The following is a 16,923-nucleotide window of genomic DNA, read 5'->3' on the forward strand; positions in this document are numbered from 1 at the left end:
ATTATGACAGCAATTCGTTATGAATTTATTAAAACTTGTAAACAAACGGGTGCGCGTTTAGGTCGTGTACACACGCCGCACGGTTCATTTGATACACCAACATTCATGCCAGTTGGTACACTTGCAACAGTTAAGACAATGTCACCAGAAGAATTAAAAGCGATGGATTCTGGCATTATTTTAAGTAATACGTATCATTTATGGCTACGTCCAGGTCACGAAATTGTTCGTGAAGCAGGTGGTTTGCATAAATTTATGAACTGGGACCGTGCGATCTTAACGGATTCTGGTGGTTTCCAAGTATTCAGTTTAAGTGACTTCCGCCGTATTGAAGAGGAAGGCGTTCACTTCCGTAACCACTTAAATGGAGATAAATTATTCTTATCACCAGAAAAAGCGATGGAAATCCAAAATGCATTAGGTTCAGATATTATGATGGCATTTGATGAGTGTCCACCGTTCCCAGCTACTTTTGAATATATGAAGAAATCTGTAGAACGTACAAGCCGCTGGGCAGAACGTTGCTTAAAAGCGCATGAACGTCCACAAGATCAAGGTTTATTCGGTATCGTACAGGGCGGAGAGTTTGAAGAGCTTCGTCGCCAAAGTGCAAAAGACCTTGTTTCAATGGACTTCCCTGGTTATGCTATAGGTGGTTTATCTGTTGGTGAACCGAAGGATATTATGAATCGTGTGCTTGAGTTTACAACACCACTTCTTCCAGATGATAAGCCACGTTACTTAATGGGAGTAGGTTCTCCTGACTCGTTAATTGATGGGGCAATTCGCGGCGTTGATATGTTTGACTGCGTACTTCCAACTCGTATCGCTCGAAATGGTACATGTATGACAAGTGAAGGCCGTCTAGTTGTAAAAAATGCGAAATTCGCAAGAGACTTCGGTCCGCTTGATCCTAATTGTGATTGCTACACATGTAAAAATTACTCTCGTGCGTACATTCGTCACTTAATGAAATGTGATGAAACGTTCGGAATTCGTTTAACGTCTTATCACAACCTTCATTTTCTGTTAAACTTAATGGAGCAGGTGAGACAAGCTATTCGTGAAGACCGTCTTGGCGATTTCCGCGAAGAATTCTTTGAACAGTATGGCTTTAATAAACCGAATGCTAAAAACTTCTAATACATAATTTAAAAGGAGGAACAAAAGATGAATGCAGGTATGATGAATATCGTTATGATCGTTGCGATGTTTGCGATTTTCTATTTCTTATTAATTCGCCCGCAACAAAAGCGTCAAAAAGCAGTTGCTCAAATGCAAAACGAATTAGCAAAAGGTGATGCTATCATAACAATTGGTGGCTTACACGGTACAATCGAATCAGTAGATGAAACGAAAATCGTTGTTAAATCTGGTGGTGCACACTTAACTTTCGATCGCAATGCGATTCGTGAAGTTGTGAAAAACTAATGAGGAAGGCCCTGCATGAAATGTGCAGGGCCTTTTTTTAATTATTTTGCTTTGACATATTTACACCGAAAATACCACCGAGTGTACTCGCACCCATTAATGCCAATTGGTAAAGAAACTGTGAGTTCGATAAAGTTTGAGAGAAGCCTAAATAGTTAACTAGAAAAACGAGTATGGCGAATGTGAGTCCTGTTGTAAAACCTACTAGCCAACCTTTCCCTCGTGCTTTTTTACCAGCAATAAACCCAGACATAAGCATAGATAAAAGAGCTAGTATCAAAATAGTGACGGTTAATGTACTTTCATTCATGTTCGTAAACTTTAATAATAGAGCTATAACCATGCTAGTAATAGATGCGAGAATTAGTAGGGTAATAATACCGAAACCAATTGCAGTTGATAATTTTTTCGTTCCATCCATTTATGCATTCCCCCTTTTTAATACAAGCATATTTCTCTTTTGCTTAAGTTAGACTATTTTCTTTTCTATAGGGGAATCTATAAGTAAAAAAGGAGATGTAGAAATGGAATGGGTATCGATAATTGGCCGGACGATGCTTTTGTATATCATTATCTTAATTATTTTCCGTCTTATGGGTAAACGTGAAATAGGAGAGCTAAGTGTATTAGATTTAGTCGTATTCATTATGCTTGGTGAAATGGCTGTAGTAGCGATTGAAAATACAGATAAATCACTTTGGCATCAATTAGTTCCGATGATTTTCCTTATGTGCATACAAATCATTTTGTCGGTTATTTCTTTGAAGTTTCAACGATTTCGGCATTTAATAGAAGGGGAGCCTGCTATTCTTATAAATGCGGGAAAAATCGATGAAAAAAAGATGAGAAAACAGCGCTATAACATAGATGATTTAATGATGCAATTAAGGGAGCAAGGGGTCGGAGACGTGCGGGATGTGGAATACGCTATTTTGGAACCATCAGGGAAGTTATCCGTTTTTCAAAAACAAAAAAGTAAAAAGAGTAAAAATGATACGCCTATTTTTACTCTCCCATTAATTATTGATGGAGAAATTCAATCTAATCATTTGCAAATGATTGAACATACAGACGAATGGCTCATTGAAAAACTAAAAAACTTAGGTTATAACGATATAACACAAATTTTATACTGTAGTTTTCAAAATGGACAATTTTTTGTTGATTTGAAAGAAAACTAAAAGCTTACCATTTTAAATAGTAAGCCCGGAAAAGTCTCGCTAATGAAAGTTTTACTTTATTTCAAAAATGAAAGTTTACGAATGATAGGGAGGCGACTTAACTCCTCTTTTCGAATTAGTTTAAAGATGAAGAGGAGAACGACATAAACAATTGTTGTTAAAGTGATTTCCCATAATGTTTGTATACCAAGAGAATGAGAGAAAATAATATACTTATGAAGGTAAAAACCGAAGGCACCTGCAATACCGATGGCAAGTCCGCCGAAAATATAGTCTTTTGCGTAAATGGTAAATGTAATCTTTTTTAAAACGGTAGCGTAGTGAAGGAATGTCACGGTTACTATATTTGCTGCAATAGCGAGAGCAACCCCCATCATTTGAAATTCTGGCTTTGAAGCTAGTACAAAAATAACGATTAATTTCACGATGGCGCCAATAAATGTGTTCATCATAGCAGCGCGTGCTAAATTTAAAGCTTGCAATACAGATGTAAGTGGACTTTGAAAATAATGAAATAAAAAGCAAGGTGCAAGTAGCTGAATGAATGCTGTTGCGCTGTCTGATCCGTACATAAGAGTTAAAACAGGGGAAGCGAATACGTATAATATAACGACAGACCATCCACCAGTAATTAATGAAATTCGAAGTGCTTGTTGTAAACGGTGCTCCACTAATTTATGTTGCCTTTTTGCCATTGCTTCACTAATTGAAGGAACGAGCGCTGTAGAAAGAGCGTATGTAATGAAGGCGGGTAGTGATAGGAGTGGGAATGCATAACCGTTTAATATACCGTATTGCTGGGTTGCGACAGAAGCGGCAACTCCGGCAATTGCTAAACTTTGCATAACGACGATAGGTTCAAAAAAATAAGAAACGGAACCGATTAAACGACTTCCTGTAGTTGGAAGGGCAATATCCATAAGAGAATAAAATGTACCTTTGCTCTCCTTTACGGTAGTGAAAAATCTAGAGCGTATGGATAAGTGTTTTTCACGTTGGAATAAAGTGAGTAAGAATAATAAGGATGCAACTTCGCCGAGAACGGCTGATAGCATAGCGCCGGCTGCAGCATATTCTACGCCATAAGGTAAAAATATTCGAATACATACAGCGATAATTGTAATGCGGACAACTTGTTCGATCACTTGAGCATAAGCGCTAGGTTTCATATTTTGTTTCCCTTGGAAATAACCACGTAAAACAGAAGAAACAGCAATAACAGGAACGACAGGTAAAATGGCCATTAATGGATAGTACGTTCTTTCATCGGTTAATAATGTTTTCGCTAAAATAGGTGTGAGGAGCATAATGCCAATTGTTAAAATGATGCTAATAAAGGAAGTGACAGCTAGTGATACGGTTAATATTTTTTTAATTTTTTGTTTATCGTTCACCGCTTCCGCTTCTGCTACAAATTTTGCGATTGCGACAGGAAGACCGATTTGTGTTAATGTAATTGCTAAAATGAATGTAGGAACGGCCATCATATAAAGGCCAACGCCTTCTTCTCCTAGTATACGTGCCATTACAATCCGGTTAATAAATCCAAGGATTTTGGTAATAAAGCCGGCAATCATTAAAATAAATGCGCCTTTTAAAAAGCTTTGTCTCGTCATGGTCTTCTCCTACCTTCTCAAAATCAGTGGAATGATTTACAATAATTTATATGCACGTACGAGACAAGAATGACAAGCATTTAAGAGAGTGAAGTATGATAGTGCTCTTGAAAGTAGTTATTGCTGTCCATTAGAGCGGGAATAAAAGCGACTTTTCGTGCTGAAATTATAAGGAGATGTTACGTATGTTAGAAAAAGAAGATTTGGTAGAATCATACCGCGGACAGTTACAAGTCGTTTTAGTTAGTAAAGTAGAGGAGTTTCAAATGTTCGGTTATGACAGAGTGACAGATGATGACATTTGGAAGTTTCTTAAAGTGAAAAAGTGGAAAAAGATAGACAGTAATGTTAGGTTGTATGAATTAGTGAACGATGTATTAAGAATAACACCTAATGAATATATGACATATTTAACTGTTGAAGCATACCAAGCGCCACTTTGGTCATTTGATGAGTATGAAAATAAATAACTGACTGCAATTGGTTTGTTCTTCCTTTTGCAGTATAATGATAGGTATTGATAAAGAGGAAATAACGATGTCTAAGATTATATGTAAAGGAGGTAGTGAAGAAGAAAAATAAATAATGAAAGTGTAGGTATTGCGTAAGGTTTACCGACACAGCTAGTGATGAACTAGCAAAAAACAAATGTATTTTATAGAAAGGAAGTCTACTAACTAGGTGTATGCACACGTATAGCAGTGAATCGTAAGAGATTTATTGAAAGTGTTAGTAGCAGAAAGAGGGTACATATGGCAAAGCGTGGTACGAGAATTGCCGCCTTTTTCCTCATCGTTTTATTAATCGGTGGCGTAATTGGTGCGGCAGGAAAAGACATAGCAAAAGGAATTAGTCTAGGACTAGACCTTCGCGGTGGTTTTGAAGTTCTGTATGAAGTAAAACCAGCCAAAAAAGGTGATAAAATTGACCGAGAGGCACTTGTAAGTACAGTAGGTGCTCTTGAAAATCGTGTCAATGTTCTCGGTGTAAGTGAGCCGAACATCCAAATTGAAGGGGAGAATCGAATTCGGGTACAGCTTGCTGGTGTACAAGATCAGCAAAAAGCACGTGAAATGTTATCAACACAAGCGAAATTAACTTTTCGTGATGTAGATGACAATCTTCTTATGGATGGAACGGATTTAAAAGGCGGCGGAGCGAAGCAAACATTTGATGAGCAAGGCCGTGCGAGCGTAGGTCTTACATTAAAAAGCGCTGAAAAATTCCGTGATGTAACTGAAAAAATTTCAAAAATGCCACCACCAACGAATTTAATGGTAATATGGCTTGATTTTGAAGAAGGAAAAGATTCGTATAAAGCAGAATCTGCAAAACCGAATCCGAAGTTTTTATCAGCAGCAACAGTAAGCCAAGTGTTTAACCAAGCTGAAGTATCTATCGTAGGTGGAAACTTTACAGTTGAAAGTGCGAAAGAACTTTCATCTTTATTAAATGCAGGTGCACTTCCTGTTGATTTAAAAGAAATGTATTCAACATCTGTTGGAGCGAAATTTGGTCAACAAGCATTAGAGCAAACGATTTTCGCTAGTGCAATCGGTATTGCTATTATCTTCTTATTTATGCTTGTATTCTACCGTTTACCAGGGCTTGTAGCGGTTATTATGTTAGGTTTATACATTTTCGTTACATTACTTGTCTTTAACTGGATGCATGCGGTTCTTACGTTGCCAGGTATTGCGGCATTAGTGCTCGGGGTAGGTATCGCAGTTGATGCGAATATCATTACGTACGAGAGGTTAAAGGAAGAGCTGAAAATTGGTAAGTCAATGATGTCAGCATTTCGTGCTGGTAACCATCGTTCATTAGCGACAATTTTAGATGCGAACATTACAACAATTGCAGCAGCCGGTGTATTATTTGCTTACGGTAATAGTTCTGTAAAAGGTTTCGCAACAAGTTTAATTGTTAGTATTTTAGTCGGTTTCATTACGAACGTATTCGGTACTCGTTTCTTACTAGGTTTACTTGTAAAGAGCCGTTACTTCGATAAAAAACAATCTTATTTTGGTGTTAAGGAAAAGGATATTATTCCATTAACAAAAGGTGTAGTACATCCGCCAACGAGATTTGATCGTATTAACTTCGTAAATATCGGTCATAAATTCTTCTTATTCTCAATTGTAGTCGTAATTGCTGGGGCAATTATATTACCGATTTTCAAAATGAATCTTGGTATTGACTTTGCAAGTGGTACACGTATCGACTTGCAATCAAAACAAGCAGTTACTGTTGCTGATGTTCATAAAGATTTTAAAGAATTGAAAATCGATGTGAAGGAAGAAAATATTGTACCGACTGGAGATGACAATAAAGGTTTCGCAGTTCGTACATTAGGTGTTCTATCAAAAGATGAAATTGCGAAAACGAAAACATTCTTCCACGATAAATACGGTACAGATCCGAATGTAAGTACAGTTTCACCGACAATCGGTAAAGAGATTGCACGAAATGCATTTATCGCAGTATTAATTGCGTCTGCAGTAATCATTTTATACGTAAGTATTCGTTTCCGTCTTACGTACGCAGTATCTGCAGTAATCGCATTATTACATGATGCCTTCGTTATGATTGTTGTATTTAGTCTTTTCCGAATAGAGGTAGACTTAACATTTATCGCTGCGGTATTAACCATTATTGGTTACTCTATCAATGACTCAATCGTTACGTTTGATAGAAACCGTGAATTATACAAACAGAAAAAACGAGTTCGCGATTTAAAAGATTTAGAAGAAATCGTAAACTCAAGTATTCGTCAAACAATTGGTCGTTCAATTAATACTGTTTTAACAGTGTTGTTCCCAGTAATTGCACTACTTATTTTCGGTAGTGAATCACTGCGTAACTTCTCACTTGCGTTATTAATTGGATTAGTTGTAGGTACGTACTCTTCTATTTTCGTTGCTTCTCAAATTTGGTTAATGCTTGAAAACAGTCGTTTGAAAAAGGGCAAAAACAAGAAGAAGGTTGAGAAAGAAGTATCTGAACCACAAGTATAAAAAGGTGATGCCTCATTAGGAGGCATCTCTTTTTTCGTTTGTGGATACAATAAGATAGCAACTTTTTACAGAATAAAGATGGAAAAAAGTGGTGATGTTATCGTTGTTTTTGATACAATAAATCGGGATAACAAGATAGGTTAAGAAAAGAAGGGATTTTAATTATGGAAAAAGATGAACGTTTTAAACAGGCCGAGTTTGGTGCTATTGTCGGAATCGTTGGTAATATTATATTAGCGATTGTAAAGGCGGTAATTGGTTATATCGGGAACAGTAAAGCACTATTAGCGGATGCTGTGCATTCTGCATCAGATGTAATTGGTTCGCTAGCTGTACTTTTTGGATTGCGAGCAGCAAAGCAACCACCAGATGAAGATCACCCGTACGGTCATGGTAAAGCGGAATCGATTTCAGCGATTATTGTTGCAGTATTATTATTTATTGTGGGCATCGAGATAGCGATTTCGTCTATAAAAGCTTTTTCGCAAGAACTAGAACCACCGAAAGGAATTACGATTTTTGCTGTTATTCTTTCGATTGTCGTGAAAGAAGGAATGTTTCAGTATAAATTCCGATTAGGGAAGAGGGTAAATAGTGATGCAATTATTGCAAATGCATATGAGCACCGTTCGGATGTATTTTCTTCAATTGCAGCTTTAATCGGTATTTGTGCAGCTATTATCGGTGGTAAGCTAGGTTTAGATTGGCTTGTATATGCGGATCCGGTTGCAGGGTTATTTGTTTCACTCCTTGTTGCAAAGATGGCGTGGAGTATTGGGGCGGAAGCGATTCATGCAACGCTTGATCATGTACTTCATGAGGAAGATGTTATTCCGCTTAGAGAAGCTGTCCTGCAAGTAAATGGTGTGAAAAAAATCGGTTCTTTATATGCGAGAGAACATGGTCACTATGTTATTGTCGATATTAAAGTTTCTGTAGATCCATACATTACTGTAGAAGAAGGACACCGCATTGGAAAACATGTGAAAGAAATGCTTATGAAACAAGATAATGTACAAAATGTGTTTGTACATATAAATCCGTATTCTCCAAATTAAATATCATTAAAATTTTAGTATATAGATATTGCATCGTAGTTTGCATTATATTGTCACCCCTTAATCTGTCTTGTATAATAAACAGGTTAAGGGGTGATTTCGTGTTACAACCGAAGACGCGTTGGAAAGAAAAAGAATATAATGAAGAGCGAGTGAGTGAATTAGCAAAAAAGTTACAACTATCACCACTTGTCATTTCGTTATTCCTCGGTAGAGGATTAGATACAGAAGATAAGATTTTAGATTTTTTAAATACAGAAAATCAAGAATTTCACGATCCGTTTTTATTAGAAGGAATGGATAGAACGGTAGAACGTGTAAATAAGGCGATTCAAAATGGAGAGCAAATATTAATATTTGGTGATTATGATGCGGACGGAGTAAGTAGTACAACGGTTTTATATCTTGCTCTGCAAGAATTAGGTGCAGAGGTAGAATTTTATATTCCAAACCGTTTTACAGAAGGTTATGGACCAAACGAAGAAGCGTTTCGTTGGGCGCATAGTGCAGGGTTCTCACTTATTATTACTGTCGATACTGGTATCGCAGCGATACATGAAGCGAAGGTAGCGAAGGAACTTGGAATAGATCTTATTATTACGGATCACCATGAGCCACCGCCAGAATTACCAGAAGCACTCGCGATTATTCATCCAAAACTAGATGGCGGTGTGTATCCGTTTCATTATTTAGCCGGTGTAGGTGTTGCGTTTAAAGTTGCACATGCACTATTAGGTCGTGTACCAGAACATTTATTAGAAATTGCAGTAATCGGTACGGTAGCCGATTTAGTATCACTTCATGGCGAAAATAGATTGCTAGTGAAGCGCGGTTTAAAACATATGCGAATGACGAAAAATATTGGTTTAAAGGCATTGTTTAAAGTTGCTAACGTTTCGCAAAGTGAAATTACAGAAGAAAGCATTGGATTCTCAATCGCACCGCGTATTAATGCAGTTGGGCGTTTAGAAGATGCTACGCCGGCTGTACACCTATTATTATCAGATGACCCAGAGGAAGCGAAAGAACTGGCTGAAGAAATTGATGAGCTGAACAAACTTCGAAAAGATATTGTAAAGCAAATTACAGAAGAGGCTATCGCTGAAGTGGAAAATAAATTCCCGCCAGAAGAAAATAAAGTGTTAGTGCTTGCAAAAGAAGGCTGGAATCCAGGTGTAATTGGAATTGTCGCTTCTAAATTAGTTGAACGTTTTTATCGTCCAACAATTGTATTAAGCATTGATCCTGCCAAAGAAACAGCAAAGGGTTCAGCACGTAGTATCGCGGGATTTGATTTGTTTGCAAACTTGTCGGATTGTAGAGAGTTATTACCGCACTTCGGAGGGCATCCGATGGCCGCAGGAATGACGCTACATATGAATGATGTAGATGAGTTACGTCGCCGCTTAAATGCGCAAGCGGATGCAATTTTAACAGAAGCGGATTTTATTCCAATCACAGCAGTTGATACATTTTGTAAAGTGGAAGATGTAACGCTTGCAGCAATTGAGGATATGCAAAAGTTAGCGCCATTTGGTGTTGGAAATCCGAAACCACGTCTTGCAGTGAAAAATGCTGAATTAGAAAGTATTCGTGCAATCGGATCCGATGGTTCACATTTGAAAATGGCACTTCGTGACGGACAGGCAACACTGGATACAATTGGATTCGGATTTGGTGCGTATGCAAAAGAAATTTCTCCAGTTGCTAAGGTATCTGTAATAGGAGAGGCATCCATTAATGAATGGAATAATTTTAAGAAGCCACAATTAATGGTACAAGATATTGCTGTAGAGGCATGGCAATTATTTGATTGGCGTAGTATGCGTAATGTGGAAGCAAATTTAGCAGAACTCCCGAAAGAAAAAATAACAATGGTGTATTTTTCTGAAGAGGTATTGAATAAGTTTTCTTTAGAAGACTATAAAGAACATCTTGTGCATGCATCAGAGGTAACTCATTTAGATGATCAATACATCGTGTTACTCGATTTGCCAAAAGGAACAGATGAATTGCGTGATTTATTTAAAGTAGGATTCCCATCTAGAATCTATACGTTATTTTATCAAGAGAACAATCATCTATTTAGTACAGTCCCAACGAGGGAACATTTTAAATGGTACTATTCTTTCTTAAACCAAAAATCACCATTTTCTTTAAGACAATATGGGGAACAACTATGTCGCCATAAAGGTTGGTCAAAAGATACAGTAAATTTCATGACACAGGTGTTTTTTGAGTTAGAATTTGTTACAATAAAAGACGGTGTCATTTTTATGGCCGAACAAAAACAAAAGCGTGATTTAATTGAATCGAACACATATCGTGAGAAAATGAACCACTTACAATTAGAAAAAGAATTGGTTTATAGCACATATCAGCAACTATATACATGGTTTGAAACGATTCGTAATCATAAATAAGTAGAACAGTTAGGGTAAAGGATTTGGTATTTACAAACCTTTTATATCTGAGGAGGATTCAGAAATATGGATTTCAAGCAACATATCGCAATTGTACCGGATTATCCGAAAGAAGGTATTGTGTTTAAAGACATTACACCTTTAATGAACGACGGTAAAGCATACAAAGCAGCAACAGATGCAATCGTTGAGTATGCAAAAGAAAGAGATATCGATGTTGTAGTAGGACCAGAAGCTCGTGGTTTTATTATCGGTTGCCCAGTTTCTTATGCATTAGAAGTAGGATTTGCGCCAGTTCGTAAATTAGGAAAATTACCACGTGAAGTAATTACAGTTGACTACGGCAAAGAATATGGTACAGATGTTTTAACAATCCATAAAGATGCAATTAAACCAGGTCAACGCGTATTAATTACTGATGATCTATTAGCTACAGGTGGAACAATTGAAGCAACAATTAAGCTAGTTGAAGAACTTGGCGGAGTTGTAGCAGGGATTGCATTCTTAGTAGAGCTTACTTACTTAGATGGTCGTAAAATGTTAGATGGTTACGATGTATTAGTATTAGAAAAATACTAATCACTATATAGGTAAAACTACGGTGATAAAAAGTACCCGTGAATCTCTTGGAGAGGAGCGGGTACTTTTGTATAATTGAACAAAAAAATAAGGTGAAATGTCAGTAAAATCTTTTCCTTTTCACAATTCACAATCATTGGGTTATAATGATAGAATATAATTTATTCTATTTAATAAATACAAAGTCAATTTTCAATAAAAGGTGATTCGATGGCAAATGAGCAAGTACTAACAGCTGAACAGGTACTCGAGAAAGCAAGTCAATATTTAGCGGTTGAAGATATTGAGCTAGTGGCACGTGCTTATGAATATGCACGCGATGCACATAGCGAACAATATAGAAAATCGGGTGAACCATATATTATTCACCCAATTCAAGTTGCAGGTATTTTAGTTGATTTACACATGGATCCAGCTACAGTATCGGCAGGTTTCTTACATGATGTAGTGGAAGATACAGAGATTACATTAGAAGATATTGAGCGAGAATTTAATAAAGAAATCGCTATGCTTGTCGATGGTGTTACAAAGCTCGGAAAGATTAAATATAAATCTCATGAGCAGCAACAAGCAGAAAACCATCGCAAAATGTTTATCGCAATGGCTCAAGATATTCGAGTTATTTTAATTAAACTAGCTGATCGTCTTCATAACATGCGTACATTGAAACATTTGCCTCAAGAGAAGCAGCGTCGCATTGCGAATGAAACGTTAGAAATCTTTGCACCTTTAGCACATAGACTCGGAATTAGTACTATTAAATGGGAGTTAGAGGATACGTCACTTCGCTATTTAAATCCGCAACAATATTATCGTATTGTAAATTTAATGAAGCGTAAACGTGCAGAGCGTGAAGAATATTTAGATGAAGTAATGACTGGTATTCGTGAGAAATTAAAAGAAGTTTCCATTCAACCTGAGATTTCTGGAAGACCAAAACATATTTACAGTATTTATCGTAAAATGGCATTGCAAAATAAACAGTTTAATGAAATTTACGATTTACTAGCTGTACGTGTCGTTGTAAATAGTATTAAAGATTGTTACGCGGTGCTTGGAATTATTCATACTTGCTGGAAGCCAATGCCAGGTCGTTTCAAAGATTATATTGCAATGCCGAAAGCAAATCTATATCAATCTCTTCATACGACGGTAATTGGACCGAAAGGTGATCCGCTAGAAGTGCAAATTCGTACGAAAGAAATGCACGAAATTGCAGAATTCGGTATCGCGGCACATTGGGCGTATAAAGAAGGAAAGACCGCAGAAACAACAGGTACATTAGAGAAGAAACTAACTTGGTTCCGTCAAATATTAGAATGGCAAAATGAAGCTTCTAATGCAGAAGAGTTTATGGAGTCATTAAAAATTGATTTATTCTCTGACATGGTATTCGTCTTTACACCGAAAGGCGATGTAATGGAATTACCACTTGGATCTGTTCCAATTGACTTTTCTTATCGTGTCCATTCAGAAATCGGGAATAAAACAATTGGGGCAAAAGTAAATGGGAAAATGGTGACCCTTGATTATAAATTAAAAACGGGTGACATCATTGAAATTTTAACATCGAAACATTCGTATGGCCCAAGCCAAGATTGGGTGAAACTTGCTCAAACATCTCATGCGAAAAATAAAATACGTCAATTCTTTAAGAAACAGCGTAGAGACGAAAATATTGAAAAAGGCCGTGAACTTGTTGAAAAAGAAGTACGTGGTCTAGAGTATGAGATGAAAGAAGTGTTAGCTCCTGACAATTTAAAACGTGTTGCTGAGAAGTTTAATTTTGCAAATGAAGAAGATATGTTTGCAGCAGTTGGATATAGCGGAATTACAGCGTCGCAAATTGTTACGCGACTAACGGACAAGTTCCGTAAGCAGCGTGAAGAAGAAATTGTTGAAGTTAAAGAAGTTCGTAAACCGATGAAAATTAGAAAATGGGATTCTGGTGTAAAGGTAAGTGGTGCTGACAATTTATTAATTCGTTTGTCAAAATGCTGTAACCCAGTTCCAGGTGATGATATCGTTGGGTATATTACGAAAGGTCGGGGCGTATCGATTCACCGTCGTGATTGTGTAAATATTCATACAGAAGAAGCTGTAGAGCGCTTATTAGAAGTAGAGTGGGAAGGTAGCCCTGAAAAAGAAATTGAATACAACGTTGATATCGAAATTTCAGGCTATGATCGCCGTGGTTTATTAAATGAAGTATTGCAAGCTGTTACAGAGACGAAAACATACATTTCAGCTGTTTCTGGTAGAAGTGATCGTAATAAGATGGCAACGATTAATATGTCGATCTCGATTCGTAACTTACAACACTTGAAAAAAGTAGTAGAACGCATTAAACGTGTTCCTGAAATTTATGCAGTACGACGCATGATGCATTAATAGGGAGTGTAGAAAAGATGAGAGTTGTTTTACAACGATCAAAAGAGGCGTCTGTCACAGTAGATGGTGAGATTGTAGGACAAATTCCATTCGGTTTAACATTACTAGTTGGCATTACGCATGAAGATACTGAAAAAGATGCAACGTACATTGCGGAAAAAATCGCGAACTTACGCATCTTTGAAGATGAGAGCGGAAAGATGAACCATTCTGTACTCGATGTAGAAGGACAAGTTCTATCAATTTCGCAATTCACATTATATGGCGATTGCCGCAAGGGAAGACGTCCAAACTTTATGGATGCTGCGAAACCTGACTATGCAGAGCATTTATACGATTTCTTTAATGAAGAAGTTCGTAAACAAGGATTGCATGTAGAAACAGGGAAGTTCGGTGCAATGATGGACGTTTCTTTAATCAATGATGGTCCGGTGACCTTAATTGTGGAAAGTAAATAGTATGGCCCAAGAAGAGAGGATTATATAGTCCTCTCTTTTTTATACTTTGTTGTATGTTTTGTTCATTTATCCCGCTATTTGTGGGCAGTAAGAACCCCACCTCAAAATTCAGCGGAAGCAAAGAAGTTAGGTGGGGGTCGGGCTGCCCGTAAAAGCCCGATTGGTGAGGGTTGATAATCAGTGGGGGATGAACAAAACCCCCACTGATTAAAGTTTCACTTTATCATAGGATTAATTCGAAGGGGAATAAAAGGAAAAGAAGGTGTAGCATGCTTCAAGAATTCAATATAACTTTACGTTTTATGCTAGAGTTATGTGTTCTTGGGATTGTTGGATACTGGGGATTTCGGGTAGGAACAATAACGGCTATAAAAATTACACTTGCTATTATTATTTCGATTGTTGTTGCAGTCATTTGGGAGCTATTTGGAGCTCCGCATGCAGAATGAGAAGTACAAGGTATATTGCATGTATTGTTAGAGATTATCATGTTTGAAGCGGATGTTGCAGCGTTGTATCATTTGAAGCATCCTATGCTGGCGAGTGGATTGGTAACTATTATTGTTATAAATCGAATGCTGATGTTGATTTGGAATCAATAGCTTGGGTTATCCATTATATAGTATAATGTAAAAAATGGTAAAAACATTCGGATGTATGTGTGAAAAGGGGAGATAGTACATGAATTGGTCAATCTTTAAAGATTTGAAATTTTCATTGCGATTTAGCTTAGCTATTTTTTTACATGCATTAGGAGTTACTTTCGCAGTGCTAAGTTACAGTACTTGGGCAGTATTTGTAATAGCAGCAATGGTTGTAACAACCTTTATGATTCAAAGAGCGGATTATTTATATAAAAGTGGTATGGAATAACGTTATTCGTTTATACGTATAACTACCTTATCAATATGGAACAATAAAAAGTAAAACATCCATATTGAATGTGAGGGATATACGTATGCGTATGAATGAAAAAGGGCATTCTGTTACAAACGGTGCAAATCAACTGTTTAACGTGAATTTTCATGATTTTATTTCAAAAGAACAAAACAATACTTCGATGGAGCTTGCTTCTGAGTTTGGAATTTCTCTTCAAGATGTAAAGCGTCTTAAGAAGCAGATTGAACGCTCTTAGAACACTTGACAATCGAACTCAACAAACGTATAGTAATTTTATATTTACATATGAATATAACCGTTGATAGAGAAGAGTAAATGAGATACACATGGAAAGAGAAGAGATGTCTTAGGCTGAAAACATTTCTACATGATGACTGATTGAATGACACTCTAGAGGTTTCAACTTGAACGGCATATATGCTTAGTAGGGATGAACGCACATTTAAGCGTTATTAAAAAAGTGGAAGCATACGTGCTTCAATTAGGGTGGCACCACGGGTATAATACTCTCGTCCCTACTGTTCAAACAGTAGAGGCGGGAGTTTTTTTATTTTTATTAAGATTAAAACAATTTGAGGAGGAACTGAATATGTCTATTCAAATCCCACGCGGAACGCAAGATATTCTTCCAGGCACTGTTGAGTTATGGCAGTATATCGAAGGGCAAGCACGCGAAATTTGCCGTCGTTACAATTATAAAGAAATTCGCACACCAATTTTTGAACACACTGAGTTATTTTTACGTGGTGTTGGTGACACGACAGATATCGTACAAAAAGAAATGTATTCATTCCAAGATCGTGGTGAGCGCAGTTTAACATTACGTCCAGAAGGTACTGCACCTGTTGTACGTTCTTACGTTGAAAACAAAATGTTCGGTGACGCAACGCAACCAACAAAGTTATACTATATCGGTCAAATGTTCCGTTACGAAAGACCACAAGCAGGTCGCTATCGTCAATTCGTACAATTCGGTATTGAAGCAATCGGTAGTAACGACCCTGCAATTGATGCAGAAGTAATTGCACTTGCTGTAGAGTTTTACCGCGGCATGGGCTTAAAAAATATTAAAGTTGTATTAAACAGCTTAGGTGATGCAGCGAGCCGTCAAGCGCACCGCGATGCATTAATCGCTCATTTTGAGCCACGCATCGGCGAGTTCTGCTCTGATTGCCAATCTCGCTTAGAAAAGAATCCACTTCGTATTTTAGACTGTAAGAAGGACCGTAACCATGAATTAATGGGTACAGCACCATCTATTACAGAATACTTAAACGAAGATTCAGCAGTATACTACGATAAAGTTCAAGAACTATTAACGATGATGGATGTTCCATTTGAAAAAGATCCAAACTTAGTGCGTGGTTTAGACTACTATCAACACACTGTTTTTGAAATTATGAGTGAGGCAGAAGGTTTCGGTGCTATCACTACATTAAGCGGTGGTGGCCGTTATAATGGACTTGTACAAGAAATCGGTGGACCAGAAATGCCAGGTATCGGTTTTGCGATGAGTATTGAACGTCTAATTATGGCGCTAAAAGCTGAGAACATTGAGTTACCAATTGAACATAGTATTGATTGTTACGTTGTAGCTCTTGGTGAAAAAGCGAAAGACCATGCTGCGAAAGTTGCGTTTGATCTTCGTAAAGCTGGATTATCAGTCGAAAAAGATTATTTAGATCGCAAAATGAAAGCACAATTTAAATCAGCAGATCGTTTAAATGCGAAATTTGTAGCTGTATTAGGGGAAGATGAGCTAGATAAAGGCATCATTAACTTAAAAGATATGGCAACAGGCGGACAAGAAGAAGTAGCATTAGATGTATTTGCTTCATACGTAGCAGAGAAATTAATATAGGGGGAACT

15 protein-coding genes, 1 pseudogene and 1 other annotated feature are annotated in these 16,923 nt (G+C 37.2%); of the genes and pseudogenes, 14 read left to right on the plus strand and 2 right to left on the minus strand.

Annotation, left to right across the window (positions count from 1 at the left end):
* The first annotated feature begins 3 nt into the window (after nucleotides 1-3).
* Both tgt and yajC read left to right on the plus strand, forming a co-directional pair.
* The gene (tgt, locus tag DPQ31_RS20655) at nucleotides 4-1,143 is read left to right on the plus strand and encodes a tRNA guanosine(34) transglycosylase Tgt (RefSeq protein ID WP_000125368.1); all 1,140 of its coding nucleotides are present in this window, start codon (nucleotides 4-6) and stop codon (nucleotides 1,141-1,143) included.
* A 27-nt stretch (nucleotides 1,144-1,170) separates the two neighbouring features.
* On the plus strand, nucleotides 1,171-1,431 hold the full coding sequence (gene yajC / locus DPQ31_RS20660) for a preprotein translocase subunit YajC (RefSeq protein ID WP_000991114.1): 261 nt from the start codon (nucleotides 1,171-1,173) through the stop codon (nucleotides 1,429-1,431).
* Between the two features lie 37 nt (nucleotides 1,432-1,468).
* On the opposite strand, the gene DPQ31_RS20665 is transcribed toward yajC, so the two are convergent.
* A complete protein-coding gene (locus DPQ31_RS20665; protein ID WP_208730941.1) occupies nucleotides 1,469-1,852 on the minus strand; it encodes a TIGR04086 family membrane protein in 384 nt (127 codons plus the stop codon).
* A gap of 103 nt (nucleotides 1,853-1,955) precedes the next feature.
* On the opposite strand from DPQ31_RS20665, the gene DPQ31_RS20670 reads away from it, so the two are divergent.
* A complete protein-coding gene (locus DPQ31_RS20670; protein ID WP_000455375.1) occupies nucleotides 1,956-2,612 on the plus strand; it encodes a DUF421 domain-containing protein in 657 nt (218 codons plus the stop codon).
* 56 nt (nucleotides 2,613-2,668) lie between these two features.
* On the opposite strand, the gene spoVB is transcribed toward DPQ31_RS20670, so the two are convergent.
* Nucleotides 2,669-4,228, minus strand: coding sequence for a stage V sporulation protein B (gene spoVB, locus DPQ31_RS20675; protein ID WP_000198273.1), 1,560 nt, complete (start codon nucleotides 4,226-4,228; stop codon nucleotides 2,669-2,671).
* Nucleotides 4,229-4,413: 185 nt separating this feature from the next.
* Here spoVB and DPQ31_RS20680 point away from each other — a divergent pair, with 185 nt between their 5' ends.
* The 11 genes and pseudogenes from DPQ31_RS20680 to hisS all read left to right on the plus strand — a co-directional run bounded on the left by DPQ31_RS20680 (nucleotide 4,414) and on the right by hisS (nucleotide 16,915).
* Nucleotides 4,414-4,698, plus strand: coding sequence for a post-transcriptional regulator (locus tag DPQ31_RS20680; protein ID WP_000890217.1), 285 nt, complete (start codon nucleotides 4,414-4,416; stop codon nucleotides 4,696-4,698).
* 282 nt (nucleotides 4,699-4,980) lie between these two features.
* Complete coding sequence (secDF, locus tag DPQ31_RS20685; RefSeq protein WP_208730942.1) at nucleotides 4,981-7,245, plus strand: protein translocase subunit SecDF; 2,265 nt, start codon at nucleotides 4,981-4,983, stop codon at nucleotides 7,243-7,245.
* Between the two features lie 164 nt (nucleotides 7,246-7,409).
* On the plus strand, nucleotides 7,410-8,303 hold the full coding sequence (locus tag DPQ31_RS20690) for a cation diffusion facilitator family transporter (RefSeq protein WP_000409731.1): 894 nt from the start codon (nucleotides 7,410-7,412) through the stop codon (nucleotides 8,301-8,303).
* 101 nt (nucleotides 8,304-8,404) lie between these two features.
* Entirely contained in the window at nucleotides 8,405-10,726 is a 2,322-nt protein-coding gene (gene recJ, locus DPQ31_RS20695) for a single-stranded-DNA-specific exonuclease RecJ (RefSeq protein WP_208730943.1), read from the plus strand.
* Between the two features lie 66 nt (nucleotides 10,727-10,792).
* A complete protein-coding gene (locus DPQ31_RS20700; protein ID WP_000346217.1) occupies nucleotides 10,793-11,305 on the plus strand; it encodes an adenine phosphoribosyltransferase in 513 nt (170 codons plus the stop codon).
* A 210-nt stretch (nucleotides 11,306-11,515) separates the two neighbouring features.
* Entirely contained in the window at nucleotides 11,516-13,696 is a 2,181-nt protein-coding gene (gene relA, locus DPQ31_RS20705) for a GTP diphosphokinase (RefSeq protein WP_097861320.1), read from the plus strand.
* 17 nt (nucleotides 13,697-13,713) lie between these two features.
* The gene (locus DPQ31_RS20710; RefSeq protein WP_001266954.1) at nucleotides 13,714-14,154 is read left to right on the plus strand and encodes a D-tyrosyl-tRNA(Tyr) deacylase; all 441 of its coding nucleotides are present in this window, start codon (nucleotides 13,714-13,716) and stop codon (nucleotides 14,152-14,154) included.
* Nucleotides 14,155-14,423: 269 nt separating this feature from the next.
* Nucleotides 14,424-14,756, plus strand: a pseudogene (locus tag DPQ31_RS20715) (YrdB family protein).
* A gap of 79 nt (nucleotides 14,757-14,835) precedes the next feature.
* Nucleotides 14,836-15,027, plus strand: a complete 192-nt coding sequence (locus tag DPQ31_RS20720) for a hypothetical protein (protein ID WP_001104578.1) — start codon at nucleotides 14,836-14,838, stop codon at nucleotides 15,025-15,027.
* Between the two features lie 85 nt (nucleotides 15,028-15,112).
* Nucleotides 15,113-15,289, plus strand: a complete 177-nt coding sequence (locus tag DPQ31_RS20725) for a hypothetical protein (protein WP_001242605.1) — start codon at nucleotides 15,113-15,115, stop codon at nucleotides 15,287-15,289.
* Between the two features lie 54 nt (nucleotides 15,290-15,343).
* Nucleotides 15,344-15,574 (plus strand) — a binding site (T-box leader).
* Nucleotides 15,575-15,643: 69 nt separating this feature from the next.
* Entirely contained in the window at nucleotides 15,644-16,915 is a 1,272-nt protein-coding gene (gene hisS, locus DPQ31_RS20730) for a histidine--tRNA ligase (protein WP_033657340.1), read from the plus strand.
* Nucleotides 16,916-16,923: the final 8 nt, after the last annotated feature.

This window comes from Bacillus sp. COPE52, from assembly GCF_003355115.1.
GTDB lineage: Bacteria > Bacillota > Bacilli > Bacillales > Bacillaceae_G > Bacillus_A > Bacillus_A toyonensis.